The organism is Natrinema versiforme (genome assembly GCF_005576615.1).
In the GTDB taxonomy this organism is placed as follows: Archaea; Halobacteriota; Halobacteria; order Halobacteriales; family Natrialbaceae; genus Natrinema; species Natrinema versiforme_A.
The window spans coordinates 2184892-2211685 of sequence record NZ_CP040330.1 but is presented as its reverse complement, the minus strand read 5'-3'; the positions used below and the strand labels follow the sequence as shown (position 1 = coordinate 2211685).

Below are 26794 nucleotides of genomic sequence, written 5' to 3'. Positions count from 1 at the left end.
TTCAGTGTCTCTGCAGCCGTTCTCCCGCGAGGTTCCGACCAGCGTCGAAATCGACGGCGAGTAGCAACGCCTTTTTGCCCACCCTGCGATGAGGGTGCATATGAGCGAACGCGAGGTGCTCGAGTTGCTTCGTGAGAACGCGCGCTACTCCGCGGCGGATATCGCGCGAATGACCGACCTCGAGGAAGCCGAGGTCGAGGCGACCATCGAGGAGCTCGAGGCAGCGGGCGTCGTCCGGGGGTACCAGGCGGTCGTCGACTGGGACAAACTGGAAGACGAACGCGTCCGAGCCGAGGTCGAGTTGAACGTCACGCTCGACCGCGAGACGGGCTACGACGATATCGCGGAGCGCCTCGCACGGTTCCCGCAGGTCAAAGCCCTGCGGCTGATCAGCGGCGATTACGACTTCGATATGGAGGTCGAGGGCGACTCCATCCGCGAGGTCTCGCAGTTCATCAGCGAGAAGGTCGCGCCGGTTCCCGAGATCACCCAGACGGTCACCCACTACGTGATGACCTCCTACAAGGAGAACGGGATCGAACTCGGCGACGGCGAGGGCGACGACCGCCTCTCGTTCTCACCCTGACCATGACGTTCGAACTGTCAGACCGCGTGCGAACGGTGCCGCCCTCGGGCATTCGCCGCTTCTTCGAGATCGCCGAGGAACGCGACGAGGTCATCTCGCTCGGCGTCGGCGAACCCGACTTCGCCACGCCGTGGGCGGCCCGCGACGCGGCGATCACCTCTTTAGAGCAGGGAAAGACCTCCTATACGGCCAACCGGGGCAAGCGCGAACTCCGCGAGGCGATCGCGGACTACGTCGCCGACCGGTTCGAACTTGGCTACGACCCCGACGAGGAGATCCTCGTCACCGCCGGCGCGAGCGAGGCGGTCGATCTGGCCTTCCGGGCGTTCGTCGACCCCGGCGACACGGTCGCGATCGCCCAGCCGTCGTACATCTCCTACGAACCCGGCGTCATCTTCGCCGGCGGCGAGGTGCTACCGGTCCCGACGAGGGAGGAGGACGACTTCCGACTCACCGTCGAGGGCCTCGAGGCGGCCGGCGCGGCCGACGCGGACATGCTGGTCCTCTGTTATCCCAACAACCCGACGGGCGCGATCATGCCCGCCGAAGACCTCGAGCCAGTCGCCGAGTTCGCCCGCGAGCACGATCTGACGGTCCTCTCGGACGAGATCTACGCGGAGCTAACGTACGACGGCGAGCACACATCGATCGCGAGCTTCGAGGGGATGCGTGAGCGCACCATCGTCTTCAACGGCTTCTCGAAGGCCCACGCGATGACCGGCCTCCGACTTGGCTACGCCCTCGGTCCCGCCGACGCCATCGGCGCGATGAACAAGATCCACCAGTATACGATGCTGTCCGCGCCGACGACGGCCCAACACGCCGCCCTCGAGGCGCTCGACTCCTGTGCGAACGAGGTCCAAGAGATGGTCGATCAGTACGATCGCCGCCGGCAGTTCGTCCTCTCGCGATTCCGCGAGATCGGGCTGGACGTCTTCGAGGCCAAGGGCGCGTTCTACTGCTTCCCCGAGGTTCCCGAGGGCTTTACCGCCGAGGAGTTCGCCGAGGAGGTCCTGCGCGAGCAGGGCGTCGCGGTCGTCCCCGGCGACGTCTTCGGCGACGGCGGCGAGGGTCACCTGCGGATCTCCTACGCGACCGGGCTCGAGGACCTGCGGAAGGCGCTGAACCGGATCGAGGCCTTCGTCGAAGAACACGTCTGAGGCCGACGACGATATCACGAACAGTTTTTCTCGGTCGCCCGCGCTCTCCGTAGTATGGTCGACTATCGTCCCATTCCGGACGAACGGGACGTGTTCCACGAGTATCGCAGCTACGCGTTCCGGCCCGAGGAAGGGGTTCCGGCGTACGATCCCGCGGACCACGAAACGCCGCGGGACACCCTCGGCTCCCGGCGCGGCGTGTACGAGGACGGGGCGGCTGACGACGCAAAGCCGCGCAGCGTCTGTCGGCACTACTGGCTCGAGTCGCGCGTCCGGGGCGATGTCCATCGAACCGCCGGGCTGGCGTCGGTCGCGACCCCGCCCGAGTACCGCCGTCGCGGCTACGTCCGGCAGTTGCTCGCCCGGTCGCTCGCCGAGTATCGCGACCACGACGTGCGGTTCTCGGTCCTGTGGCCGTTCCGGTATCGGTTCTACCGGCAGTACGGCTGGGATACCTGCACTCGGCTCGTCACTCACGAGTGCGAACCGAGCGTGCTCTCGGTCGCGTCCGACGCCGTCGATCGGGACGCGGGGTCGTTCCGCCGACTCGAGGCCGACGAGTACGAGGCGCTCGAACCGGCCTACGAGACGTACGCCGACCGGTACTCGCTCGCCCTCGAGCGCGACGAGGAGTGGTGGCGACACCGCGTCTTCGCCGGCTCCGAGCGGGACCCCTTCGTCTACGCGTACGAGCGCAACGGGCAGGTACGAGGATATCTCGTCTACACGATGGACGGGACGGACGGCGATCGGACGATGGTCGTCTCCGAACTCGCCGCCATCGATCACGACGCCGTGCTGGCGCTGCTGTCCTTTTGCTACGATCACGAGTCACAGGTTCAGCGCGTTCGCCTCCGCGTGGCCGACGACGTGCCGCTTCGTGCGATCGCTCGAGAGCCGGACCAGATCGAGACGACCGTCGCGGACGGGCCGATGGTCCGCGTCGTCGACATCGCGGAGACGCTGTCCGCAGTCGCCTACCCCGACCGCGACGCGACCGTGACGATCGCCGTCGAGGACCCGCTCGCCGAGTGGAACGACGGCACGTTCCGCCTCGCGGTCTCGGACGGTCGCGCCGACTGTCGCCGACTGCGCGATCACGAGACTCTGCAGTCGTCCGCCGACGTTCGCCTCGATATCGGCGCGCTCTCCCAGCTCGTCGTCGGGTTCCAGTCCGCGGCCGCTCTCGAGCGAACGGGGCGACTCGAGACGACGGACGCGTCGTCGCTCGAGACGATGTCGACGCTGTTTCCCGAAACGACGGTCTTTCTCGGAGACCGGTTTTGAGCAGGTCGGCGGCTCGCGGGGAGTCCATTCGGTTCGGGATGACGGACGGGATTCGCGACCGGGCGGCGAACCATGTTACTGAGAGACACGCCATCGCTCGGCCACGACACTCAAATAGGGGTTTCACAAACTATGTGCTGACTGTCTGTCGATGATGTCAACGGCCGCGAGAGGCGATTGCCTCGGACGCGAAGGGGGGACGAATCCGTCGTCCGACGGGGGTGGCGAGTCGTGACCATGCGATCCGTGCCGATCGTCGACCGGGTGACGGACGCCTTTTTCGCACTCGATACCGGCTTTCGGTTCACGTATCTCAACGAGCGGGCCGAAACGCTGCTCAAGCGCTCCCGCGAGGACCTGATCGGACGGGTCATGTGGGACGAGTTCCCCCAGACCGTCGAGACGCAGTTTCCGGACGGATTCCACCGCGCGATGGACGAACAGGTCCCGGTCTCCTTCGAGATTTATCACACGCACCTCGAGACCTGGTTCGAAGCGCGGGCCTATCCGTCGACGACCGGACTGTCCGTGTACATGCGCGACGTTACCGAGCGGCGGGCACAGGAGACGACGGTGGCCCAACACGCCGCCGTCGTCGAGGCGATCCGGGACGCCGTCATCACGCTCGATCGCAACCGCGAAATCGTCGCGATCAACGGCGCGACCGAAACCCTCCTCGGGGCGGATCGGTCGGCACTGGACGGCGAGCACGTCGAAACTCTGACCGAACTAGCGGGCATCGACGACCAGCACGCCGTCGATATCGGGCAGGCGATCACCGACGTCGATGTCGGCAACGCGGATCGCCGGCAACTCGAACTCCCCTACACCGGTCCGGACGGCGACGACCGGATGGGCGAGTTCCGGTTCGTCCCGATCGAGGACGACACCGCGACCGTCGCCGCCGTCGTTCGCGATATCACCGATCAACACGAGTACGATCGCGTCGTCACGTCGCTCCACGAGATCACCCGCTGGCTCCTCGAGTCCGACGATCCGGAAGAGATCTGTGCGATCTCGGTCCACGCCGGCGGCGACCTGCTCGACCTCCCGATCAGCGGCGTCTGGCTGCTCGAGGAGGAACAGGGCTATCTCGAGCCCGTGGCCGGGACCGCCGGCGCACACGACGAGTTCGGCGGCCTGCCGCGGTTTAACCCCGGCGAAGGCCTCGTCTGGGACGTCTTCGAGGCCGGCGAGGTCGAACGGTTCGACGACCTCGAGACCGTCGGCGAACTCTACAATCCGGACACGCCGCTCCGGTCGGAGATCATCGCCCCGATCGGCACCCACGGCGTCCTCATGACGGGCGCGCTCGACCCCGACCGATTCGACGAGACCGACGTCGACCTCATCTCGACGCTCGTCGAGAACACGCGGGCCGCCCTCGACCGAGCCGATCGGGAACGGGTCCTCCGGGATCGAACCGCCGAACTCGAGCGCCAGACCGAGCGCCTCGAGGCCGTCGCAGACGTGCTCTCGACCGATCTGAAAGACCAACTCACGGCCGTCGCCGACGCGCTCGAGGACGACACGGCCGACGAGTGGGAGTTCCCGCTGGCCGAGGACACCGTCGAAACGACGCTCGACCGCGCCGAGGGCCTCGTCGACGACGTCCGGGAGTTCGCCCGGAACGCCTCGGCCGTCGGTACCCGCAGTCGGCTCCGCCTCGAGTCGGCGATCACCGACGCCGTCAGCGAGTCACGCCTCGACGCGGACAGCGTCATCGTCGACGGTTCGGCCGCGCTCCGAGCCGATCCCGACCGCTTCGTCCACCTCCTCGAGACGGCCTTCGACAGCGCCGTCGCGCGGGCCGACGGCGACGTGAACGTGACGATTCAGATCGGCCTCGTCGGGTTCGAGGACGGCGGCAGTCGCGGCTTTTTCCTCCTCGACGACGCCGCGGAAATCCCCCCGAACGCACACGACCGCGTGCTCGATCCGACCCACGACGACGACACCGCGATCGACGGGCTCGGCCTCGCTCTCGTCCGGGCCATCGCCGAAGCCCACGACTGGGAGTGTACCGTCTCCAACGGCGCGAACGGCGGGACCCGGATCGAGATTCGGGACGTGACGACCCTCGAGCGCCGCCTCGAGTAGGCGGCCGGGACGAGAAGAGCGAGGCGGACTGCTTAGCGGGGGACCGTTCCGGTCATGACGTAATACTCGTGGTGGGGCTCTCGGCCCCACAGCGCCGGGTCCGACAGCGGTTCGTGCTCGATCTCCGTCAGGCCGTTCCGCGCGAGGAACTCGCGGAGGTCGGCGGGCGGGCGGCCGTCGTACATCGGCAACTCGTCGTGGATTGCCTCGTACTCGTCCCACGGCTCGTCGTGGTCCCAGTACCCCTCGATCAGGAGGATGTCGCCGCCCGGTTCGACGACGCGCTGCCACTCGTCGATCGCCGTACTGGGGTTCGGAAGCGTCCAGGTGAGGTGGCGGGCCGTGAGCAGTTCGACGGCGTCGTCGGGAACCGCGAGCGACTCCGCGTCCCCACGGTGGAAGGCAACCGAGCGGTCGGCCCGTTCAGCTTTCGTCCGTGCACGCTCGAGCATCTCCGGGGCGAAGTCCACGCCGGTAACGTCGTGGCCAAGTTCCGCCAGCAGCAGCGACACGACGCCGGTCCCACAGCCGACGTCGAGGGCTCGCAGGGGGTCGTCACCGGTCCACTCGCGGAGAACCGACAGCCACCGCTCGCGCTGTTCGTCAGTGTGGATGCCGTGATGGCTCGCGTCGTCGAACGTCGCGGCGCGGTCGTTCCAGTGCTGTCGGACGAGGTCCTTGACGGCGTCGTCGGTCCGATTCGGTTGTGTCATGTGTGCTCTTTCGTCGGTGTCCCTACTGAACGCACGAGACGATTGTGGACTCGAGGAGGTACAACGCCGTCACTCCCGGACGACGGAGTCGCTCGCAATATCGCGACAGAGTTGGCGGTAGCCGTCCCGGGCCAAGAGCTCCTGCATCGTGTCGTCGACCTCGACCCGGCGGACTGCCAGCCGGTCTCTGAGTTCGGCGTACTCCTGACTCGAGCGGCGTTCGGCCTCGTTCTTCTGATCGTCCAGTAGCGCCTTCTTCGAGGCGAGCGCGAAGAACTCCCGGAGCTGCTCGTCGTAGGTCGTCCGGAGCAGCAGTTGATCGATAACGCCGACCAGTTCGTCCTGCGAAACGGGTTTGACCAGGTAGTCGTCGAACCCCATCTCGATGATCTCGAAGTCGGGCTCGACCGCCGTCACCATCGCGACCCGGCACTCGAGGCCTCGGTCCCGAATCGTCTCGAGGACGGTCGACCCCGAGAGCCCCGGCATCCGCCGGTCGAGGAGGACGACGTCGATCGAGTCGTCGATCGCCGCCAGCGCGTCGGCCCCGTCGGCGGCCCTCTCGACGGTACACTCCTCCTCGAGCCACGCGGTATAGAGGTTCGCGAGGTCGGGTTCGTCTTCGACGATCAGGACGGATGGGGTGTCGGTAGTCATCGGAGCCTCCGAAACTGTTGGTTCGTTGGACTACTCGCGGCGATTGTATATCAATATGTCGGACAATAGACGGCGAACGTGGCAGTGGTGACGGATATTACCGCTTTTCCGTGGCAAATTCTCGAGAATGGAACTCGGATCCGACTCAATTGGTCGCGCCGGTGCGGTCGTCACTCGAGTTCCCGTTCGATCGTCGCGCGTCGCTCGCGGATCGCGGCCGCGTCGGTCTCGATCGTTCGGTCGCCGATCTCGACTGCGAGCGTCCCGTCGTCGGTCGCAGCGCCGAGTTCGACGACGGGCGCGACGCCGTCGAACGCCTCGCGAACTGCCTCGACGGACTCGGTCTGGATCAGCGCGCGACCCGGCTGTTCGCCGAACAGCGCGCCCGCGGGGTCCTCGCTCGGGATCGACACCTCGAGGCCGGCGTCCTCGGTGACCATTTCGGCGAGGGCGACGGCGAGTCCGCCGTGGCTGATGTCGTGGACCGCGAGCGTCGAGTCCGCATCGGCGACCGCGGCCAGCGCCTCGATCAGGCCTGCGGGGTCGTCGGGCAGGTCGGGGAACCGGTCGCTGCCGCCGAACTGCGCGAGGTACTCGGAGCCGCCGAGGCGAGTATCGCCGGCCTCGAGGCCGAGGTCGCCGACGAGAAGCAGGTCGCCCGCGGACTCGACCGACAGCGGCGGCGCGTCGTAGCCGTCCTTGGCGCCGACCATCGCCAGCGTCGGCGTCGGCGGGATGGGTCCCGCGACGGAGTCGTTGTACAGCGAGACATTGCCGCCGACGACCGGCGTCGACAGCGTCTCGCACATTTCCGCGAGTCCGTCGACGATGCCCGTGAAGCCGCCGTACACGTCCGGTTTCTCGGGGTTGCCGCCGTTGAGACAGTCGACCGCGGCCAGCGGCGTCGCGCCCTTGGCCGCGATGTTCGTCGCGTTCTCGAGCGCGATCGCGCGGGCCCCCTCGTAGGGTGCGGCGTCGGTCCAGTTCGGCGCGGCACCCGACGAAATCGCGAGTCCCTGCTGGGCTTCACGGACCGCAATAATGGCGGCGTCGTCGCCCGGCCCGACGCTCGTCCGCACGCCGACCTCGTGGTCGTACTGCCGGTAGACCCACCGCTTCGAGGCGGTGCTCGGACTCGAGACGACGGCGTCGAAGGCCGCCTCGAGGCCGACCTCGGGGCGGTCCGTTTCCGGCTGTGCCGGTTCCTCGGACGCGAGATCGTTCATCGGCGCGCCCTCGCCGAGGAAGTAGGCATCGACGTCGACGACGGTTTCGCCCTCGAACGTGCAGGTGTAGTTGCCGTCGGTGACTTCGCCGATGACCGAGCAGCCGAGGTCGAACCGCTCGGCGATCTCGCGCACGCGGTCGACGTTCTCGGGTGCGACCTCGTAACACATCCGCTCCTGCGATTCGGCGAGCAGGATCTCCAGCGCGTTCATGTTCGGCTCGCGCTGGTGGACCCGCTCGAGTTCGATGTCGGCGCCGAGGCCGCCCTTGGCGACCAGTTCGCTCGAGGCACCGCCGAGGCCGGCGGCACCGAGGTCGCGAGCGGACTCGATCAGGGTCTCGTCGACGAGCGCTTCGTTGGCCTCGATGAGCAGCTTCTCCGAGTAGGGGTCGCCGACCTGCACCGCGGGTCGGTCCTCGGTCTCGGCGTCCTCCGCGAGGTCCTCGCTGGCGAAGCTCGCGCCGCCGAGTCCGTCCCGACCCGTGCCGTTGCCGACGAGCACGAGCTTGTTCCCCGGTTCTTGGGCTTCGGCGGTAACGAGTCGCTCGTCGTCGGTCAGGCCGACGCAAGCGACGTTGACCAGCGGATTGCCCTCGTAATCGGGGTGGAAATCGACGCTACCGGCGACCGTCGGCACGCCGATACAGTTCCCGTAGTGGCTGATCCCCTCGACGACCCCCTCGAAGAGGTACTGCGAGTGGTCGTCGTCGAACTCGCCGAAGTACAGCGAGTCCGCGAGCGCGATGGGGTAAGCACCCATCGAGAGGGTATCCCGGACGATGCCGCCGACGCCGGTCGCCGCGCCGTCGAACGGGTCGACGTAGGAGGGGTGGTTGTGGCTCTCGATGCCCAGCGTGATGTACGTCTCGTCGTCCAACGCGACGACCGCCGCGTCGTCGCCCGGCCCGACGACGACCTGCTCGCCCTCGCTGTCGAACGCCGACAGCAGCGGTCGCGAGGAGCGGTACGCGCAGTGCTCGCTCCAGAGGTTCTCGAACAGCGCCACCTCCGCTCGAGTCGGTTCCCGCCCCAGCTCGGAAACGACGAGTTCGCGGTCCGAATCGGCAAGACTCATTCATCTAGGTGGTGAAAGTCGGTCGGTAAATGGGTTTCTATATGCACGTTCGTGGATACCATCGGACGGTCGCGCGACCGTCGAGTCGCGGACCGAGTCGCTTTTGATCAGGCCGCCTAAACGTGTGCTCGTGCTGTCGGTCGAACTTCACACGCACTCGTCGCTGTCCTACGACGGCCGCGACCCGGTCGAGCTCATCCTGGAGCAGGCCGAAGCCGTCGGTCTCGACGCGATCGCAGTGACGGACCACGACGAAATCGACGCGAGCCTCGAGGCCGCCGAGCGTGCCGCCGACTACGGACTGGTCGGAATCCCGGGCATGGAGATCTCGAGCAAGGCGGGCCACGTGCTCGGGTTGGGCCTCGAGGAAGCCGTTCCGCCCGGCCTCTCCTTCGAATCGACGCTCGAGGCGATCCACGAGCAGGGCGGGCTGGCCGTCGTCCCCCACCCGTTTCAGGAGTCGCGCCACGGCGTGATGGCCCGCATCTCCCGCGAGCAACTCGCGCTGGGCGACGCGATCGAGGTCTACAACTCCCGGCTGTTCACCGGGCGAGCCAACCGACAGGCCGAACGCTACGCCCGGTCGCGAGATCTGCCGATGACCGCCGGTAGCGACGCCCACATCAGCGAGATGGTCGGGCAGGCGGTCACCCGCGTCGACGCCGACGAGCGCTCCGTCGAGGCGATCCTCGCGGCCATCGCGGACGGTCGAACGACCGTCGAAGGAAAGCGAACGCCGTGGCGGATCAGCATCCAGCAGTTCGCCGGCGGCGTCACGCGACGACTGAGCCACGTTTTGAAACTCTTCCAATGACCGAGCCGACGCTCCGCGGTGCCGACCCGACGACGGTTCGTACCGCGCTCGAGGACGACGACCCGTTCCCGGGATCGGCCGGCTTCGCGGGAGCGGTCGACGGCCGCCTCGTTCGCGACGTGCTCGGCCGCGTCCCGCTGTTTGTCGACGGCGCTTCCGAGACTGGCGGCGACCCAGTATGGGCCTTCGAGCCGACCGCACTCGAGGAGCCGACGCTCTTCCCGGCCGGTGCGGCCGCGCCCGCCGACGGCCCGCTGCCCGATCCCGAATCGGGCTGGGCACTGCCGGATCCCGACCCGCTCGAGGGCGACGCTGCGCTCGAGGCGCTCGAGGGTGCGATCCAAATGGCGACCGACGCCGTCCGCGACGACGACCGCGAGATCGCCGTCGCCTTCTCCGGCGGCGTCGACTCCGCACTGGTCGCCGAACTGCTGGACGCCCCCTTGTACGTCGTCGGCTTTCCCGACAGCCACGACGTCGAGGCCGCGCGCACGGCCGCCGACGCGATGGGCCGCGACCTGACCGTCGTCGACCTCGAGCCGGCCGACCTCGAGCGCGCCGTTCCCGAGGTGGCACGGGCGACCGGCCGCACGAACGCGATGGATATCCAGATCGCGCTTCCGCTGTATTTGGTCGGCGAACGCGTCGCCGCGGACGGCTTCGACGCCCTCGCCGTCGGGCAGGGAGCCGACGAACTGTTCGGCGGCTACGAGAAGGTCGTCAGGCTCGACCACCGGGTCGACGCCGAGACGGTCCGCGGGGCCGTCCGCGAACAGCTCCGAAGTCTGCCCGATCAGCTGCCGCGGGACGTGCTGACGATCGAGGCGACGGGGCTGGAGCCGGTCGCGCCGTTCCTTCACGACACCGTGGTCGAGGCTGCGCTTCGACTGCCCGACGACCTGCTGGCCGACGCGGACGAACGGAAGCGCGGCTTCCGCCGGGTCGCATCGCGGTATCTCCCCGACGAGGTCGCAACACGGGATAAGAAGGCGGTCCAGTACGGCAGCCTCGTCGCCCGTGAACTCGACCGGCTTGCTCGGCAGGCCGGCTACAAGCGACGGATGGACGACCACGTCACGAAGTACGTCGCGTCGCTGCTCGAGGACCGCGATACCGACCCGACCGCGTGATTTCCCGGCCGTTCCTCACGACGGCAGCGGGCAGAGACTCGCCGTGAAGACCACCGTCTCGTCGGTCTCGTTTCTCGCACCGTGGTCGACGCCGCGCTCGTGATGGACGACGCCGGGCGCGTCGACCTGTTCGCTTTCCTCGCCCCGTATCACGGTCACCGTCCCCTCGAGCACGTGGAAGACGTTCGTGCTCTCGGCGTGTTCGTGCGCCTCGAGTTCCGCGCCCGGCCCGAGGGCGAAAGCCTTCACGAGGACATCGTCGGTGACGACCAGTTCCGCGGTCACGACCTCGCCGTCTCCCGGCTCGAGGTCGGCGATCGAATCGGCGTATGCGTCGAGCATATCGTCCGATTCGACGGGCGGAACTAAAACGGCGGGGGAGAGACGGGCGAACGCGAGCGACCGGCGCGGCCCGCCTCGAACCGTCGAGATCGCAGTAGAAGAGAGAACGGCTCGCTGCTCCGCACTGCCGCGATGTGCCGACTCAGTCCTCGGTCTCGGTCGGCAGCTTGTTCTGCGGTTCGTACGTGACGTTCTCCGAGACTTTGCGGCGGTTCTGCTCGCCGATCCGGTCGGCGACTTCGCCGACGACGTCCTCGAGGTGACCTTGGACTTCGCTGTCGTCGTCCTTGACGAGCGCCCCTTCGCTGCCGTCGGCACCGAAGTCGGGGTGGATCGGGATGCGCCCGAGCAGCGGGACATCGTACTTGTCGACGATGGTGTCCGCGCCGCCGGTTCCGAACAGCCCGTGCTGGTCGCCACAGGACGGGCAGATGAAGGAGCTCATGTTCTCGACGACGCCCAGCACCGGCGTGTCGTGTTTGTTGAACATCTGGATTCCCTTTCGGGTGTCGTCGAGCGCCATCTCCTGTGGCGTCGTGACGACGACCGATCCGGTCACCGGCATCGACTGGAGCAGGTTCAGCGTCGCGTCGCCAGTTCCCGGCGGCAGGTCGACGATGAGGTAGTCAAGTCGACCCCACTCGACGCCCTCGAGGAACTTCACCATGAACTTGTTGACCATCGGACCCCGGAGGATGGCGGGATCGTCGTCGTCTTCCATCATCATCCCCATGCTGATGAGACGGACGCCGTCCGAGCGGGGCGGCACGATCTCCTCGTTCGGCGTCACGCCCGGATCGCTCTCGGGCGGCAGGATCTGGGGCACGTTCGGCCCGTGGATGTCGGCGTCGAGCAGGCCGACCATCGCGCCGCGTTTCTCGAGTCCGGCCGCGAGGTTGGCCGCAACCGTCGTTTTGCCGACGCCACCCTTCCCGGAGGAGACGGCGATGACGTTGCGAACCTGCGGGAGTACCTCCTCGTCGAAGCCGTGGTCCTCGCCGACGTGCGCTCGCAGGTCGGCCTCGAGACCCGCCTCTTCGACGACATCACGGATCCGGTTGCCCAGTTCCAGTTCGGAGGGGGCATACGGCGCGTTAAACGCGACCGAGATCCGGGCCGTCTCGTCGTCGATCGTGAGGTCGTTGACCAGTCCCAGCGAGATGATGTCCTCGCCGAGGTCCGGGTCTTCGACTGCCTCGAGTTTGATTTCGAGTTCGTGTTCTGTGATACTCATAGTGACTCTGTGCTAGCCGAACGGAGGGGTCGGAACGGGATACGTGTGATGGTTCGGGACTCGAGCGATGGCACTGACGGGCCTGCTGTGTCCGCTATGAAAAAATGGAACCGGTGTTCGGATGCGATTCGAGCGACGGTTACGGCGGACCGACGCTGCTGAACGGTTCCGGCGGGCCGCCGTAGAACACGATGCCGATCAGGACGGTCAGAACGAACATACCGACCCACATCGACGTCGTGAGGCCGACGAGGTAGCTCACGCCGGTCAGTCCGGTCTTCGTGTCGCGGGGTTCGCCGAGGAACCACGCCGCGAGCATGATGTAGACCGGGACCAGGATGACGGCGAAGATGATGTAGGTCCCCTCGTTGGCGAAGCCGGTGAAGCCGGCAGTACCGTCGTAACCGTGGTACAGGAGTTCCGCCGGGATCGTTGTCAGTGCTGAGTTCATGCTTCCACCTCGGGTTCGGTCGCTTCCTCACTGTGCTCGTGGTCGCCGCGCAGGTGTTCGACCGCGTGGAGTTCGACCACCGGAACGAGCTTCGAGAGATTGAGGAATAAAAGTGCAACCAAGGCGGCCGTGCCGACGAGCGACAGCCACTCGATCGCGCTCGGGAAGTACTCCCCGGGAACCGCTTCGTAGATGTTGAAGTGCGGGTCCATGAACCCCTCGACGACGAACAGGACCTTCTCGGTCAGCGTCGCGGTGAGGACCGCAACGCTGGCGATGAGCGCCCGCTTCTTGCTGAACAGCGCCGGGCGGATTCCCTGCACGAAGATGTACACGAGCGTGGCGAACACCATCCCCATCGCGACGCGGTAGATGGGGTTGGAGATCTTCGCTTCGGTCGCGTGTGCCTGGTCGAGCGGTCCGAGGAACGAACCGTTGAGGATCGTTTGGAGCTGGAACCAGAGGAACAGCAGGGAGAAGAACCCGAGCCACAGGAGCAGCCCGCGGAAGATGTCGTCGGTGATGATGTGATCCCATCCGTAGGCGCGACGGAAGGCGTAGGAGATGATAATCACGCCGCTGATCGCCGACATCAGCGCGATGCTCAGGAACATCGGTCCCTGAATCGCGCCGGTCCACGCGGGCATCGCCGGGAGCACCGAGAACAGCCACGGAATCACGCCGCCGTGGAGCAGGAGCGGTGCCATGATGATGACCGCGGCCGCGAGCCACCAGACCATCCGATCGATGATCTTGTCTTCCTTCTTGGTGTAGCCGATCGTCAGCGTGCCGTAGATCAGCCCGTAGAGGTCCGGAAGCTGAAAGCTACCGATCTTCGGGGCGTACGACGGGAGCTGATCGCGCAGCCGAGCGACGTCGTAGCGCAGCGTCAGGCCGAGGTAGGTCGCCGACAGCACGAAGTAGGCCGTAATGACCGTCACGTCCCATACCAGCGGCGAGTTGTTGACCGTGATGTGGTAGTGACCGATGACGCTCGTGACCATCCGGTCTGGCCGGCCCATGTGGACCAGGATGTAGAAGCCGGCGGCCGAGAGGCCGCCGATCGTCGTCATCTCCGCGATACGGGCGATCGGCAGGTACCGATCCATGCCGAGCAGGCGGACGGCGGCCGAGAGGATGATGCCGCCGTGGGCGACGCCGACCCACCAGATGAACGCGCCGATGTACAGCCCCCAGGTCGAACCGCCACCGGAGCCCCAGTCGCCGAGGCCGGTGACGATCAGCCCTTGCTGGAGCTGGTAGGCCCAGGCCACGAGGAAGGCCACGAGGCCGAGGGCCGCAGCGCCGTACATGATGAAGTACTTCGTCGTGAGCGTGTTGATCGGCCGGAGGATGTCCTCCTCGGACGGCATCTTCGTGCTCATAACGACACCCCGTCAACGCGGCCGACGGTCCCTTCGTCGAGGATGTCTTGTCGCTTGTCGACGAGGTCTCCTACGTCCTCGTACTTGGTCGGCCCCTCGACCTGTTCGGCCTCCGGTCCGGGTTCCTGACCGAGGTAGGTGATGTTCGGGTTCGTCCCGATGTCCTCGAGCAGCTTGAACTTCGCGCTGGGGTTGCCGGCGAACTGCTGGAGTCGGACCATCGCGTCGTCGGATTCGCCCGAGCCGAGCTGTAGTTCGGCGAGGACGTCCTCGCTCTCGAGGTCGACGTAGCTTTCGAGCGTCTCGAGCACCTCGAGGATCGTCTCCTGTTTCTGGAGGATCGTATTGTTCTCCTCCTCGCCCGGATCGGTCTCGGTGTCCCGACTGACGATCTCGATCGCCTTCATGATGCTGACGAGTTCGGTGGTGAGGTCCTCGACGGCCTCGGTCGCGGACGCGAGGTCGTCGTCCTCGCTGAGGTTCTCGTCGAGCGTGTCGGGCGAGGGCACGTCGCGTTCGACGTCGATGACGGCCCGGCTCTTGATCGGGTGCTCGCGGTGCTGGGAGGGATCGCTCTTTTCGTCCTTGACGTTCCCGAACTGGATCGCGTTGGGCGGGCAGACCTCCTCACACGCGGACGTACCGACCTTTTCGTCGCCCCGTTTCCCGTCCTGGTGGGACGGACACATCGTACACTTGCTCATCGTTCCGCGGGGCGCACGGCTGTCGACCCAGCGCTCGCCGTGCTCGTACTCGCCCATCGTGTGACTCTCGTCGAGTTCGCTGTAGTCCGTATCGGGCTCGTCCCACTGGAAGTAGTTGACCCCGTAGGGACAGGCGACCTGACAGTACCGGCAGCCGATACAGACGTCGTAGTCGGTCAGGACGAGGCCGTCCTTGTCGCGGGTGTGACGGGCCGTCGTCGGACAGACCTTCTCACAGGGAGCGTCCGTACAGTGCTGGCACGGTCGCACGAGCATGTTGAAGTCGGATTTGCCACCGACTACGTCGGGTTGCGGGGACGAAGAAGACGTGAGTTCGTCCTCGAATGCCATGACGTACATCCAGTTGACCCCCTGATCGAGGCTGTTTTCCTGGGTACAGGCAGTCATACAGGAGAGACAGCCGTCACAGCGTTCGAGGTCGATCGTCATCCCCCACTGGGTGTCGCTGTGTTCGGTGGTCTCCGAGTGGCCGCCTTCAGCGGCGCTGAGGCTCTGTTCGGGTGGGTCGTGGGTGGCACCGAAGGCACCCACTCCGACGGCCGCCGCGCCGACGCCCATCTTCTTCATCGTCTCGCGGCGGGTCTCGCCGCCGTCGCCGTCGAAGGCATCGAGCATGTTGGAGGCGGTTCCTTTCGCCTCCTCCTGTGCCGCCTCGTAGGCTTCCTTGGTCGGGCGTTCGTCCTCGCCGAACTCCTCCATCACGTCCTCGTGATAGCGCTCGTGGAATTCGGACTCGGAGAGTTCGCCCTTCGTGACCCGCATCGCGTCCTGGGCCATCTCCATACCGAGGTCGCTGTCGTACTCGGTATCGTCGAGCATCGTCTCGAGTTCGTCCTCCCACTCTTCGCCGAGCGGGTGGAATGATTCATCGTCCGTACTCATTAGATCAGAACACCTCTGAATATGACGCTGGTGTCATGCTGGTTGTACTCGAAAGCATGCACTTCAAATCGTTCATTTGTTGCTCCTCGTTCCCCGTCTCACAACCGTACTCGGATGAAGTATCGAGTCGATTTCCAGCGCGTGAGAATCGATGCGAACATATTCGCTGTTTTAAGACAGGGCGCGAGATGGGATCGACAGCGAACCGGGCTCGAGCCGGGCGACGGAGGGCTGAACCCCCTCAGTTTTCGGACCGCGGTCGGGAGAAAAAGAGACTCGTTGTAATCGAACGGCCCGCCGTCACGGGACACGTGCTCGATCGGCGAGCGATCCCGAGAGACTCGACTCTCACCACACCGACGTGCCCCTATCTACGTGCTCGCGAGTTCCTCCTCGAGCGGCTCCTCGCTGTCGACGCTCGGCAGGTCCTCGACGAACCGCTTGATGATCGCCTCCTCGGCCCGGTGGAGCGTCTCGCTACAGGTCGACTTGGCGATGTCGAGGTGGTCGGCCAGTTCGGTCAGCGACGAGCGCCGCGGGGTGTCGTAGTATCCCTCGTCGACGGCCGCGACGATCACCTCGAGCTGGCGTTCGGAAAGCAGTTGGCTCTCGTGGAGTCGCTCGCGGACGTGTTCGATCCGGTACTGCAGGCCGAAGTGCTCGAGCTGTTCGGCGAGTTCGGCCAGCCGCTCCCGGGAGCCGGTCACGTCGATCGTCGCCTCGCCGTCCTGAATCTCGACCGGGAGCTCGATCGGCATCCCCGACTCTCGAGAGGAGAACAACAGGAGCGGGGCGGTCGTCTCGAAGTGGACCGTCGCCTCGTTGTCGCTCCACTGGGCGAGCGTGAGTTCGGTGAGTTGCGGATGCTCCTCCATGCCCTCGATCACCTCGGGGACGGCGGGACCGGCGATGCGGACGAGCGCGAAGCCGGAGTCGGCGCCGGGGACGGCCGCGAGGACCCGGAAGGTCGACTCGGGGTAGTCCGTCGAAAGCTGCTGTATCCAGACCTCCTCGGGCAACGTGAGAGTGAGTGTGGCTTGAGCCATACGAACGTGTTCCGCTCGAATCTATATGCCGGTGGTTACGAATATGTTCGGCGAATTCCTGCCGAGCGGGAAGATCGATAGCGACGAACACGTTCGGACGAACGACCAACCGGTCGCGACTCGAACGCGAGACCGATGGCAACCGAATCCACAGAACGAACGCTGGACGTCAGAGAGATCGACGGCCCGCCGTTCGACGATATCACGGCCGCACTCGAGAAACTCGAGGCGGAACAACGACTGCGGCTGATCGCTCCCTTCGAGCCGGAGCCGCTCTACGAGGTGCTCGAAGACCGCGGGTTCGCTTACGAGAGCGAGGAACGCGACGGCGGCGTCTGGCACGTACTCATCGAACACGCGTAACCGACCGAATCGCTACCCGAACATATTCGCGCAAACGTCGATGCATCGCTCGTCCCGAGTACGACTCGCATGACGCGACTCGATGTCAGGGACGTTCCGCCGGTGAACCGCCATCCGAAAATCCACGACGCGTTCGACGCCCTCGAGCCGGGCGAGTCGCTGACGATCGTCAACGACCACGAACCCAAGCCGCTGTTCTACGAGTTCGAGGCCGAGGTCGACAGCTTCGACGCTGACGGCTACGAGGTCGAACGGGTCGCCCCCGACGAGTTCGTCGCCACGTTCCCGAAAGTAGAGGCATAGCGGGGCGTCACAATCGACGGTATCGACCCCGTCGGTTTTCACAGAACCGTCTCGACCGTTGGTTTCCACAGAACCACATCGCGGCCGAACACGTACGGGACGAAAGATAGCTATCGGGCGATCGAACCGGCACGTATGCCCTCACCCACTACCGTCGTCGACCGCACCGACGCACCGAGCGATCGACCACAGGAGACCCTCGACGTGCGGTCGCTCGGCCCGCCGAACCCGCTCCAACAGACCCTCGAGCGACTCGTCGAGCTGCCCGACGAGACGGTCCTGATCCAGCGCAACGACCGCGTCCCCCAGTTTCTCTACCCGAAACTCGAGGATCGTGGCTACGCGTACGAGACCGCCGAACTCGAGGACGAAGTCGTGACGGTCATCTGGCGGGACTGACCGCCGCTCCCTCCGCGAGGTGCTCGCGAAGCAGGGCCGTCACGTTCTCGGCTGCTTCGTGGGGCACCCAATGGCTCGTCTCCGGGAGTAACTCGAGGCGGCTCTCCCGACAGAATCCCGTGCTGTCGATCGCCAGTTCGGGGACGAGCGCCGCGTCGTCCTCGCCCCAGACGACGAGCGTCGGCGCGTCGACCCGCTCCGTCGGCGGACTCGACGGATGCCGTGCGGCCGCTCGATACCAGTTGAGCATTCCCGTGAGCGCCCCGTCTCGATCCCACGCGCGCCGGTAACGGTCCAGATCGGCGTCGCTGAACGTCCCCGGCGCGGCCGTGCCTCGAAGCGCTCGCTCGAGTAGGCGGTAGTCGTCGTACCGACAGGCGAGTTCGGGCAGCCGCGGGAGCTGAAATCCCATCGCGTACCAGCTCCGGCGCAGCTGTTCGGGGTTCGAGCGGAGCTGCCGGCGATAGGCGGTCGGATGGGGCGCGTTGACGACGGCGAGCCGATCGACCGTCTCGGGATATCTGCGCGCGAGGTCCCACGCGACCATCCCGCCCCAGTCGTGGCCGACGACGTGGGCAGTCTCGCGTCCCTCGGTCGCGATCAGGTCGGCGATGTCCGCCGACAGTTCGCGGGTTCGGTACGCCCGGACGCCGTTCGGCTTCTCGCTCAGATTGTACCCGCGCTGGTCGGGCACGAGCACTCGGTAGCCGGCCTCGACGAGCGGCGCGATCTGGGCCCGCCAGCCGTACCAGAACTCGGGAAAGCCGTGGAGCAAGACGACTAGCGGATCGGCTTCGTCACCGGCGACGACGGCGTGTAACTCGACTCCGTCGGCTGTCCGAACCGTCGACTCCGCGTCGATCGTCGGCGGAACGACGGACTCGAGTTCCGTCCTCGGTACCGTCGATGGCTCGTTCGATTGCATCGTCGCTTCCTGCACTGCGAACCGCCATATCGATTGGGAGGGAGCCATCGTCAGCGTCCGGCCTCGAGCGGTCGACAAACGAGTTCCGAGCCATCGGTGAACGGCCGGAAACCGTCTCAGACGGGGCTCGACTCGAGACGTCTACGACGAAGATCCGTGAGCGGGAATCGCCCGCCCGCGTCGGCTCCTTTTCTCGGTCGGAACCGTCTGATACCTGCTGGTCCGAACGGCTCGGGAGCGCTCGAGTGCGGTCCGGACGCGACACCGAACGGCGACGCCGGCTGCTGCCCGGTCTCAACGTGTGACTCGTCGGCTGCGTTATCCGAACAGTGCCTGCGTGCCGTTAGGTCCAGACGTCGAGACAGTCGGTCGAACAGAAGTGGAGTTCGACGTCGTCCTGTCCGTCCGGCTCGACGTAGGTCGTTAACGTGTACGCGACCTCGTCGGCGTCGCAGTTATCGCAGTCCATACTGGGTCGATCGCCATCATCGGGCTTGAGTATACAGTTATTATACCGATTGCACTCGAGCTATCGTCCCGGTAATACCGTGTTAGAAATCGGTAATACGGTATTGAGCCAGCGGCTCGGCGTGCGGTTTGACGGCGGAGTCGGCCCGTGGCTTCGTCCTTGGCCTCGAGCGACTCGTGAGGAGACTCGGATCGTCACCTCGACTCGCCCCGAGTGGCCGACGATCGCGCGTAGCCAACGCGATGTGGTGCGTACAGCGGCGGGAACGAAGCGAGGGCCGACAGACGAGCACACGGCCGCGATCGCGCCGGCGGTATCGAAACCCTTACTCTCTGGAGGCCGGTGCGAACACGTATGAGCGACGACGCCGTCAGTCCCGAGGAGGTCCGCCACGTCGCGGAGCTGGCTCGCGTCGACCTCGCAGACGACGAGGTCGACCGGTTCACCGGGCAGTTCGCGGACATCCTCGAGTACTTCGAGACGCTAGACGAGGTGCCGGAAGTCGACCGCGACGCCGACCTCGCGAACGTGATGCGACCGGACGAGGAACGGGCCTCGCTCGACAGCGAGGAGGCGCTTCGAAACGCACCAGAGACCGAGGACGGCTACTTCAAGGGGCCGAACGTCTCGTAACCATGTCCGAGAACATCTTCATTACCGAGGAGCGGATCGACGGCAGCGAGGACGGCCCGCTCGCCGGCAAAACGGTCGCGGTCAAGGACAACATCTCGACGGCCGGCGTCCGGACGACCTGCGGCTCGCGGATGCTCGAGGACTACGTCCCGCCCTACGACGCGACGGTCGTTTCCCGCCTGAAAGACGCCGGCGCGACCATCGTCGGCAAGGCCAACATGGACGAGTTCGGGATGGGGACGACCACCGAAACGTCGTACTTCGGCGAGACGGACAACCCCGCCGCACCGGGCCACGTCCCCGGCGGCTCCTCGGGCGGCTCCGCAGCCGCGGTCGCCGCCGGCGAGGCCGACCTCGCGCTCGGCTCCGACACCGGCGGTTCGGTCCGCTGTCCCGCCGCCTTCTGCGGCGTCGTCGGTATCAAGCCCACGTACGGGCTGGTCTCGCGGTACGGCCTCGTTGCCTACGGCAACAGCTTAGAGCAGATCGGTCCCTTCGGCGAGACCGTCGAGGACGCCGCCTCGCTGCTCGACGTGATCGCCGGCAGCGACGACCGGGACGCGACCACCCGCAGCGAGGGCGACGATGCGAGCTACGCCGACGCCGCCACCGGCGACGTCGACGGGCTCAGTATCGGCGTTCCCACGGAGCTACTCGAGGGGGCCGACGAGGGCGTCGTCGAGACGTTCTGGGACGCCATCGGCGAGTTGGAGGACCGCGGCGCGGAGTATCACGAAGTTAGCCTGCCATCGGTCGAACACGCCGTCGAGGCCTACTACGTGATCGCGATGTCCGAAGCGTCCTCGAACCTCGCGCGGTTCGACGGGGTTCGATACGGCCGCTCCGGCGGCTACGACGGCAACTGGAACGAGGCCTTCGCGACGGCCCGCGAAGAGGGCTTCGGCGACGAGGTCAAGCGACGGATCCTGCTGGGGACGTACGCGCTCTCGGCGGGGTATCACGACAAGTACTACAAGAAGGCACAGGACGCTCGTGCGTGGGTCAAACAGGACTTCGACGAGGCGCTCTCGGAGGCCGACGTGCTCGCGAGTCCCACGATGCCGGTGCCGCCGTTCGAACTCGGCGAGAGCCTGGACGATCCGCTCCAGTTGTACCTCGCCGACGCGAACACCGTCCCCGTGAATCTCGCGGATCTGCCGGCCATCTCGGTTCCGGCGGGCGAGACCGGTGGCCTTCCCGTCGGCCTCCAACTCGTCGGCCCCGCCTTCGGCGAAGAGCAGCTGATCCAGGCTGCGAGCGCGCTCGCCTAACCGCCGCCGACCTCGAGGCGGGCCAGGTGCGGTCGATGGTGCCGCCGCACACACATAACGGATAAACTTTTATACCATTTCGTGATAGTAGTGGTACCGAACGAATCATTCGGATCGAATGTCATGAACCTCACACAGGATCACGAAGTCGAGTTCGACGAATTCTCGCGGGCATGCGACCTCGTCGAGGCGTATTTCGGCGAGACCGTCGACGACGTCGCGCTGTCCGCACCCGTCTCGCGTCGCCAACTCATCGCCGTCCTCGCTCGCGCACAGCTCTCCGGCCGCCAGCTCGCGATCGACGGGCTGACCGAACAGGGAGAGGTCGTCTACCAGACCAACGACGAGACGCTGCTCTGGCTCGACGGCGGGTTCTGGACCGATATGCGCGGCCAGCACCACTTAGAGCCCGACGAAGGGCGGGCCGCACGCGAAGTCCACCGTCGTCTCATCGAAGCCCTCGACGGCGACGTTCCCCATTACAACCGCGAACGCGACCCGTTCGTTCTCATCGAGCGATTCGATCTGTACGAGTAGCTCCGGCGGTTTGTTATCTGAAAACGGCGTGTTTCGGGGACCGATCGACCGGATCGGACCTGAGAACTGTCGTTACTCCTCGTAGGCGAGGTTCATGATCCACTGCGAGAAGGCGTCGCTGTTGGGATCGACCTCTTCCTCGCCGATAAAGGGCGAGAGCATGTCACCGGCCATCAGGAGGGTGAAATCCAGATCGCGGGCGGTCGGCGTGATGTAGTAGGTGTTGTGCCCGTCGTAGACGGTGTCCTCGCGATCGACGAGTTCCTTCTCGACGAGCGACTCGACGATCCGGCTTCCCTTCCGCGAGGAGACGTCCAGTTCCTTCCAGAAGTCGCTCTGGTGAATGCCGCCGGACTCACGAACGAGTTCGAGGCCGGCCCGTTCGTCCTCGGTGAGTTCGGCTTCGGCCGCGGAAACGCTCACGGTGACCACCTCGCCGTGTGCGTCGCTACTGGCAGGAGTGCGTCCATATCCACAACAGAGTGAGCGAGCCGCTTAAATGTGCCCTTCCCCCTCGAGCGACGGGTCGTCGCCGTCGTCGGCCTCCCCGGTGCGGCGCTCGGTATCGACACCGGCGGCGGTGCCCGGATCGTCGAGGTCGGGGAGGTCGACGTCCTCGTAACGCGTCCGACAGGGTGGTCCCGGCGCGTAGGCGTAGCGCGTCGTCTCGTGGCCGAGCGCGATCAGCGACGACGATCGAGTTCCGAATCCGTCCCGGTGGATGCAGACGCCGTACTCGTGATCGCCGAGGACGCCGGCGGCGCGCTCGAGCCAGTCCGCGGCCGTCTCTCCCGATTCGACGGCGAGCGTCTCTCGAACCGCTCGAGCGTTGGCCGCCTGCTCGCGGCTCGCATCCGGGCGGATCGAGGGTGCGTCGACATCGTCGTCGACGGCGACGTTGACGACGACGTGGACCCCCGGATCGAACTCGGTCAGGGCGAGGTCGCCGTCCCACTGGTAGCAGAACGCCTCGGTCGCGTCGGCGACGACGAGGTAGAAGCCGCCGTACTCGTCGGCCGCGGTGGCGTCCTCGACGATCGACTTCGCGTCCGCCGCGGATCTGGCTGCGAGGGCGTCGGCGACGAGCAGTCCGCGAGAGCGCTCGCCGGCGAGATCGGCGTCGGTCCACTTGTTCGTGATGCCGACGACAACGCCGAACTCGTTGTAGCCGATCCACGTCCCGCCGGCCTCGGCGTCGCGGGGCGCGACGATCACCGGATCGTCGTCGTAGACGGCGGGCGGCCTCGACTCGCGCTCGAGCGCCTCGTCACGGTTTGCGGCGACCGCGACCGGTGCGTCCTCGAAGACCCGCCAAGCGAGCGTGAGCGTACACACGGCTCGCGGTAGGGGTGCCAGCGCCTTAACTCCGAGTCCGGCGGCAGTCTGTGGGGCGGAGAACAGCCGAAACTACGTCGATTCGGTCACGTCCGTTCCGTCCTCGAGCAGCCGCTGCCGGACCGCGTCCCGGTCGACGGTCCCCGAGGCCGTCCGGGGGAGCGCGTCGGTGATGCCGATCGTCTTCGGACATTTGAATCCGGCGAGGCGGTCGTCGCAGTGGGCGCGCAGGGATCGGGGCTCGAGCGAGCCATCGTCGCCCGCGTTCGTCTCCGGGTCGGGGACGACGAGCGCCGCGACCCGTTCCCCCCACTCCTCGTCTGCCAGCCCGACGACCGCGGCCGCGTCGACGCGAGGGTGCGATCTGAGAGCCGCGACGACTTCGCCGGGGTCGACGTTCTCGCCGCCGGTGACGATGCGGTCGCTGCGGCGGTTGAGGATCCACAGCCGGCCGTCCCGATCTCTGTAGCCGATATCGCCGGTGTGGAGTCCGCGCTCGTCGAACGCCGCCGCAGTCGTCTCCTCGTCGAGATAGCCCGGCGTCACCGTCGGCCCCGAGACGACGAGGTCGCCCGGCTCTCCGGGCGCGACCGGCTCGCCGTCCTCGAGGACGGCGACGTCGGTACAGAGCAGCGGCTGTCCGACGGTCCCCTCGTGCGTGCCGGTCTCCGCGGGCGTCGCCGTCGCGATTTGGGACGCGGTCTCGGTCATGCCGTAGGTCGGATGGACCGGAACGCCCGCGTCGCGACAGCGCTCGAGCAGGTCGTCCGACGCGGGCGCGCCGCCAAGCAGGACGAACCGCAGCGCGTCGGTCGGCTCCCAGCCGGCGTCGAGCAGCCGCTTGCACATCGTCGGGACGAGTGAGACGCCGGTCGCGTCGTACGCTGCGAGCGCGTGTGCGGTCGTCTCCGGCCCGAACTCCCGCTGGATCACGACGGTGGTGCCGTACAGCACCGACCGGATGACGGGTGCCAGTCCGCCCATGTGATACATCGGGAGACAGCACAGCCACCGGTCGTTCGGATCGACCCCCAGCCGGAACGCCGAGGCGGTCGCGCTCGCGACGAGGTTGCCGACGGTCAGCCTGACGGCCTTCGGCTCGCCGGAGGTCCCCGACGTGAACATGATCAGTTGGGTGTCCTCGCGCTCGAGGGCAACCGGCTCGATGGACCGCGATTCTTGCTCGGCCTGTGGTTCAGGCGCGGATTCGGACTCGAGGACGACGGCAGGACCGGATCCGCCGTTCCTCTCCGACGGAATCAGCGGCTCCGTCCGATCGGCATTCGGGTCGTCGACCGAGCGCACGGCGACCGCGGAGTCGGCCGCGATCTCGAGTGCGATCTCTTCGGTGCTCTCCTCACAGACGATCGCGGCGAGATCGGTCCGGTCGACCTTCGACGCGAGTTCGCCGGCCGTCTCGCGGACGTTCAGCGGGACCGCGGTCGCCCCGGTCCGCATCGCGGCGAAAAACAAGGTCGCGAAGGCGGGTCTGGTGTCCATGAGAACGCCGATCCGGTCGCGATCGCTTTCCGCGGTCGCGGTGATCAGCCCGGAGGCGGCGCGGTCGACGCGGCGATCGAACTCGCGGAAACTCCACGCCGCTCCGGTTTCGATGTCGATCAGGGCCGTCCGCTGGGGCGTCGCCGCCACGCGGTGGGCGACCGGATCGCGCGTCGGCCAGTCGACGGGCTCGCCCGTCATGGCTTCCAGACACCCTGCACGCCGAGTCCCTTCGCTTGGGGGACGACCGCCGACCCCTTCTCGAGCAAGACGGGGTCCCGTCCCAGATCCGTCGCGAGCAGTTCGCCGGTCGCGAGCCCGCAGGCGGGCACGTCGGGAATCGCCGCCGCGAGGTGGACCGCGCCAGTCCGCGCGACGACCCCGTCGATGGTCGTCGTCACCAGCGGCGTGATATCGAGTTCCGTCAGCCACGCCGCGACCTTGCGCGCGACGTCGATGCCGCCCAGCGCCATCGGTTTCAGGACGACCACGTCCGCCGCGTCGGCCTCGCAGATCGAATCGACGCCGTGCTCGAGCAGCCCCTCGTCGAGGGCGATCGAGACCCCGTGGTCCCCCGCTCGGAGGTCGGCGTGGCCCTCGAGCGCGCCCGCTGGAAGCGGCTGTTCGAGGATCGAAACGCCGAGTTCCCCGAAGGCCTCGAGGGCCGATTCGGCCTCCTCGTAGGTCCACGCCTCGTTCGCGTCGGCCCGCAGTTCCGTGGTCTCGCCGACGCTGTCGCGCACCCGGCGGACGCGCTCGATGTCTTCCTCGACGCTCCGGAGGCCGACTTTCAGCTTGCAGCAGTCGAATCCGCGGTCGACGGCCTCGCGGGCCTCGGTCGCGGTCTCGGCCGGCGAGCCGTCGCCGATCGTCGCGTTGACGGGAACGCGGCCGACCATCGGCCCCTGCCCGAGATAGCGATAGAGCGGCGTCGAGTCGCGGGTGGCCTGTAGATCCGCGAGGGCGAGCGACAGCGCGTGCCGGGCCGCGACCTGCCGGTCGACCGTCTCGAGGGCCTCGCTCGGTCCGTCAGTTCGAATCGCCTCCCGTGCGCGCTCGAGGGCCTGCTCGCAGTCCTCGCGGGATTCGGTCCAGCCCGGCAGCGGCGTCGCCTCGCCGTAGCCGACGGCGGGTTCGTCGCCGGCGTCGGACGCGTCACTTCCCTCGTCGACCAGCCGAACGAGAAACCCGTCCCGGGAATCGATCGTTTCGCCCGCCGTCTCGAACGGCTCGGCGAGGTCGAGCGAAAAGGGGCGGTACTCGAGCGCGAGGTCGTCGTTTGGGGTCATAGCACCACCAGTCCTCCGGCGAACGTGATCGCGTACATCGCGAGCAGTTTGCCGGTCCCCTCGAGGGCCGGGTTGAGCGCTTCGCCGTCGGTTCGCGTACAAACGGTCTTCGCGACCATCGCAGCGTAGGGCAGCGTGGCGAGCGGCAACAGCACGCCCGGGCCGAACCCCGAACCGAGCCAGAACCAGACCGGGACGACGTAGGCGAGCGCGAGCATGGCCGCGTACTCGAGGCGGCTCCACCGGTACCCCAGTCGGACCGCGAGGGTCCGTTTGCCGGTCTCGGCGTCGGTCTCCAGATCGCGGACGTTGTTCACGACGAGGATCGCCGTCGAGATGCCGGCGACGGGCAGGCTCGCGACGACCGCTTCGCGCGTGACCGTTCCCGCCGGAATCGTCGTCGCCAGCGGCTCCGCGAGGACGGCCGCGGCTTGTACGTAGTACGTTCCCGTCACCGCGACGAGGCCGAAGAAGACGAACACGAAGAGATCCCCGAGTCCGTGATAGCCCAGCGGATAGGGGCCGCCGGTGTAGGCCCACCCGCAGAAGACGCTCACGAGCCCGACGACGAGGATCGGAAGTCCCCCGACGTAGACCAGATACGTCCCGGTGAGGATCGCCAGCCCGAACGTCACGAGGGTCGCGAGCTTGACCTGTTCGGGGGAGATGAGCCCCGACTGGGTGACGCGGGTAAAGCCCTCGCGGTCCTCGGTGTCCGCACCCTTGATCGCGTCGTAATAGTCGTTCGCGAAATTCGTCCCGATCTGTATCAGCGCCGACCCGACGAACGCCATCACCGCCGGCAGCGGCGCGAACACGCCCTCAGTGGCTGCGAGTCCCGTCCCCACGATGATCGGGGCCGCAGCCGCGGGCAAGGTCTGGGGGCGGGCCGCCATCAGCCACGCCTTCGTCCGTGATATCTCGACCTCGGCCGAACTCATGGCTCGAGTGTCCC

Annotated in this window: 28 protein-coding genes; 12 read left to right on the top strand and 16 right to left on the bottom strand. The window is 66.8% G+C overall.

What is annotated here, in order from left to right; genetic code table 11:
* Positions 1–100 precede the first annotated feature (100 nt).
* From FEJ81_RS10890 to FEJ81_RS10875, 4 genes are all read left to right on the top strand, one after another.
* On the top strand, positions 101–586 hold the full coding sequence (locus FEJ81_RS10890) for an Lrp/AsnC family transcriptional regulator (RefSeq protein ID WP_138245313.1): 486 nt from the start codon (positions 101–103) through the stop codon (positions 584–586).
* Positions 587–588: 2 nt separating this feature from the next.
* The gene (locus FEJ81_RS10885; RefSeq protein WP_138245312.1) at positions 589–1746 is read left to right on the top strand and encodes a pyridoxal phosphate-dependent aminotransferase; all 1158 of its coding nucleotides are present in this window, start codon (positions 589–591) and stop codon (positions 1744–1746) included.
* A 54-nt stretch (positions 1747–1800) separates the two neighbouring features.
* Positions 1801–3033, top strand: a complete 1233-nt coding sequence (locus tag FEJ81_RS10880; protein ID WP_138245311.1) for a GNAT family N-acetyltransferase — start codon at positions 1801–1803, stop codon at positions 3031–3033.
* A gap of 237 nt (positions 3034–3270) precedes the next feature.
* Positions 3271–5133: a PAS domain-containing sensor histidine kinase gene (locus FEJ81_RS10875; protein WP_138246763.1), complete on the top strand. Its 1863-nt coding sequence runs from the start codon at positions 3271–3273 to the stop codon at positions 5131–5133.
* Between the two features lie 32 nt (positions 5134–5165).
* Here the strand turns inward: FEJ81_RS10875 and FEJ81_RS10870 are convergent, their stop codons facing one another.
* The 3 genes from FEJ81_RS10870 to purL form a co-directional block, all read right to left on the bottom strand.
* On the bottom strand, positions 5166–5846 hold the full coding sequence (locus FEJ81_RS10870; RefSeq protein ID WP_138245310.1) for a class I SAM-dependent methyltransferase: 681 nt from the start codon (positions 5844–5846) through the stop codon (positions 5166–5168).
* Positions 5847–5915: 69 nt separating this feature from the next.
* Positions 5916–6503 carry a response regulator gene (locus FEJ81_RS10865; RefSeq protein ID WP_138245309.1) on the bottom strand — a complete coding sequence of 196 codons (588 nt, stop codon included), beginning with the start codon at positions 6501–6503 and terminating at the stop codon, positions 5916–5918.
* Positions 6504–6673: 170 nt separating this feature from the next.
* Complete coding sequence (gene purL, locus FEJ81_RS10860; protein WP_138245308.1) at positions 6674–8806, bottom strand: phosphoribosylformylglycinamidine synthase subunit PurL; 2133 nt, start codon at positions 8804–8806, stop codon at positions 6674–6676.
* 130 nt (positions 8807–8936) lie between these two features.
* Here purL and FEJ81_RS10855 point away from each other — a divergent pair, with 130 nt between their 5' ends.
* On the top strand, positions 8937–9620 hold the full coding sequence (locus tag FEJ81_RS10855) for a PHP domain-containing protein (protein WP_138245307.1): 684 nt from the start codon (positions 8937–8939) through the stop codon (positions 9618–9620).
* Positions 9617–10750, top strand: coding sequence for an asparagine synthase C-terminal domain-containing protein (locus FEJ81_RS10850; protein WP_138245306.1), 1134 nt, complete (start codon positions 9617–9619; stop codon positions 10748–10750). The genes FEJ81_RS10855 and FEJ81_RS10850 overlap by 4 nt, the downstream gene beginning before the upstream one ends.
* A gap of 15 nt (positions 10751–10765) precedes the next feature.
* Here FEJ81_RS10850 and FEJ81_RS10845 read toward each other — a convergent pair whose 3' ends face one another.
* From FEJ81_RS10845 to FEJ81_RS10820, 6 genes are all read right to left on the bottom strand, one after another.
* Entirely contained in the window at positions 10766–11092 is a 327-nt protein-coding gene (locus FEJ81_RS10845) for a cupin domain-containing protein (RefSeq protein WP_138245305.1), read from the bottom strand.
* 142 nt (positions 11093–11234) lie between these two features.
* On the bottom strand, positions 11235–12326 hold the full coding sequence (locus tag FEJ81_RS10840) for an Mrp/NBP35 family ATP-binding protein (protein WP_138245304.1): 1092 nt from the start codon (positions 12324–12326) through the stop codon (positions 11235–11237).
* Positions 12327–12465: 139 nt separating this feature from the next.
* On the bottom strand, positions 12466–12777 hold the full coding sequence (locus tag FEJ81_RS10835; RefSeq protein ID WP_138245303.1) for a hypothetical protein: 312 nt from the start codon (positions 12775–12777) through the stop codon (positions 12466–12468).
* Entirely contained in the window at positions 12774–14162 is a 1389-nt protein-coding gene (nrfD, locus tag FEJ81_RS10830; protein ID WP_138245302.1) for an NrfD/PsrC family molybdoenzyme membrane anchor subunit, read from the bottom strand. The genes FEJ81_RS10835 and nrfD overlap by 4 nt, the downstream gene beginning before the upstream one ends.
* Positions 14159–15769, bottom strand: coding sequence for a 4Fe-4S ferredoxin N-terminal domain-containing protein (locus FEJ81_RS10825; RefSeq protein WP_138245301.1), 1611 nt, complete (start codon positions 15767–15769; stop codon positions 14159–14161). The genes nrfD and FEJ81_RS10825 overlap by 4 nt, the downstream gene beginning before the upstream one ends.
* 371 nt (positions 15770–16140) lie before the next feature.
* The gene (locus FEJ81_RS10820) at positions 16141–16815 is read right to left on the bottom strand and encodes a helix-turn-helix domain-containing protein (RefSeq protein ID WP_138245300.1); all 675 of its coding nucleotides are present in this window, start codon (positions 16813–16815) and stop codon (positions 16141–16143) included.
* A gap of 135 nt (positions 16816–16950) precedes the next feature.
* Here FEJ81_RS10820 and FEJ81_RS10815 point away from each other — a divergent pair, with 135 nt between their 5' ends.
* From FEJ81_RS10815 to FEJ81_RS10805, 3 genes are all read left to right on the top strand, one after another.
* A complete protein-coding gene (locus FEJ81_RS10815; RefSeq protein WP_138245299.1) occupies positions 16951–17178 on the top strand; it encodes a DUF2249 domain-containing protein in 228 nt (75 codons plus the stop codon).
* 69 nt (positions 17179–17247) lie between these two features.
* Positions 17248–17481 carry a DUF2249 domain-containing protein gene (locus tag FEJ81_RS10810; protein WP_138245298.1) on the top strand — a complete coding sequence of 78 codons (234 nt, stop codon included), beginning with the start codon at positions 17248–17250 and terminating at the stop codon, positions 17479–17481.
* Positions 17482–17616: 135 nt separating this feature from the next.
* Complete coding sequence (locus FEJ81_RS10805; RefSeq protein WP_138245297.1) at positions 17617–17880, top strand: DUF2249 domain-containing protein; 264 nt, start codon at positions 17617–17619, stop codon at positions 17878–17880.
* On the opposite strand, the gene FEJ81_RS10800 is transcribed toward FEJ81_RS10805, so the two are convergent.
* Both FEJ81_RS10800 and FEJ81_RS24185 read right to left on the bottom strand, forming a co-directional pair.
* Positions 17864–18805 (bottom strand): alpha/beta fold hydrolase, encoded by a 942-nt coding sequence (locus FEJ81_RS10800; protein ID WP_138245296.1) that lies wholly within the window; start codon positions 18803–18805, stop codon positions 17864–17866. The genes FEJ81_RS10805 and FEJ81_RS10800 overlap by 17 nt on opposite strands.
* A gap of 343 nt (positions 18806–19148) precedes the next feature.
* Positions 19149–19274: a hypothetical protein gene (locus FEJ81_RS24185; protein WP_267877905.1), complete on the bottom strand. Its 126-nt coding sequence runs from the start codon at positions 19272–19274 to the stop codon at positions 19149–19151.
* A gap of 354 nt (positions 19275–19628) precedes the next feature.
* On the opposite strand from FEJ81_RS24185, the gene gatC reads away from it, so the two are divergent.
* The 3 genes from gatC (at position 19629) to FEJ81_RS10785 (ending at position 21715) form a co-directional block, all read left to right on the top strand.
* Entirely contained in the window at positions 19629–19907 is a 279-nt protein-coding gene (gene gatC / locus FEJ81_RS10795; RefSeq protein ID WP_006430053.1) for an Asp-tRNA(Asn)/Glu-tRNA(Gln) amidotransferase subunit GatC, read from the top strand.
* A 2-nt stretch (positions 19908–19909) separates the two neighbouring features.
* Complete coding sequence (gene gatA / locus FEJ81_RS10790; RefSeq protein WP_138245295.1) at positions 19910–21178, top strand: Asp-tRNA(Asn)/Glu-tRNA(Gln) amidotransferase subunit GatA; 1269 nt, start codon at positions 19910–19912, stop codon at positions 21176–21178.
* Positions 21179–21301: 123 nt separating this feature from the next.
* Entirely contained in the window at positions 21302–21715 is a 414-nt protein-coding gene (locus tag FEJ81_RS10785) for a hypothetical protein (RefSeq protein WP_138245294.1), read from the top strand.
* A 72-nt stretch (positions 21716–21787) separates the two neighbouring features.
* Here the strand turns inward: FEJ81_RS10785 and FEJ81_RS10780 are convergent, their stop codons facing one another.
* The 5 genes from FEJ81_RS10780 to FEJ81_RS10760 form a co-directional block, all read right to left on the bottom strand.
* Complete coding sequence (locus tag FEJ81_RS10780) at positions 21788–22138, bottom strand: helix-turn-helix transcriptional regulator (protein ID WP_006430056.1); 351 nt, start codon at positions 22136–22138, stop codon at positions 21788–21790.
* A gap of 72 nt (positions 22139–22210) precedes the next feature.
* A complete protein-coding gene (locus tag FEJ81_RS10775) occupies positions 22211–23050 on the bottom strand; it encodes an NRDE family protein (protein WP_138245293.1) in 840 nt (279 codons plus the stop codon).
* A 72-nt stretch (positions 23051–23122) separates the two neighbouring features.
* On the bottom strand, positions 23123–24751 hold the full coding sequence (locus FEJ81_RS10770) for a class I adenylate-forming enzyme family protein (RefSeq protein ID WP_138245292.1): 1629 nt from the start codon (positions 24749–24751) through the stop codon (positions 23123–23125).
* Complete coding sequence (locus tag FEJ81_RS10765) at positions 24748–25839, bottom strand: mandelate racemase/muconate lactonizing enzyme family protein (protein WP_138245291.1); 1092 nt, start codon at positions 25837–25839, stop codon at positions 24748–24750. Before FEJ81_RS10765 ends, FEJ81_RS10770 begins: the two co-directional genes overlap by 4 nt.
* The gene (locus FEJ81_RS10760) at positions 25836–26780 is read right to left on the bottom strand and encodes a 1,4-dihydroxy-2-naphthoate polyprenyltransferase (protein WP_138245290.1); all 945 of its coding nucleotides are present in this window, start codon (positions 26778–26780) and stop codon (positions 25836–25838) included. The genes FEJ81_RS10765 and FEJ81_RS10760 overlap by 4 nt, the downstream gene beginning before the upstream one ends.
* Positions 26781–26794 lie beyond the last annotated feature (14 nt).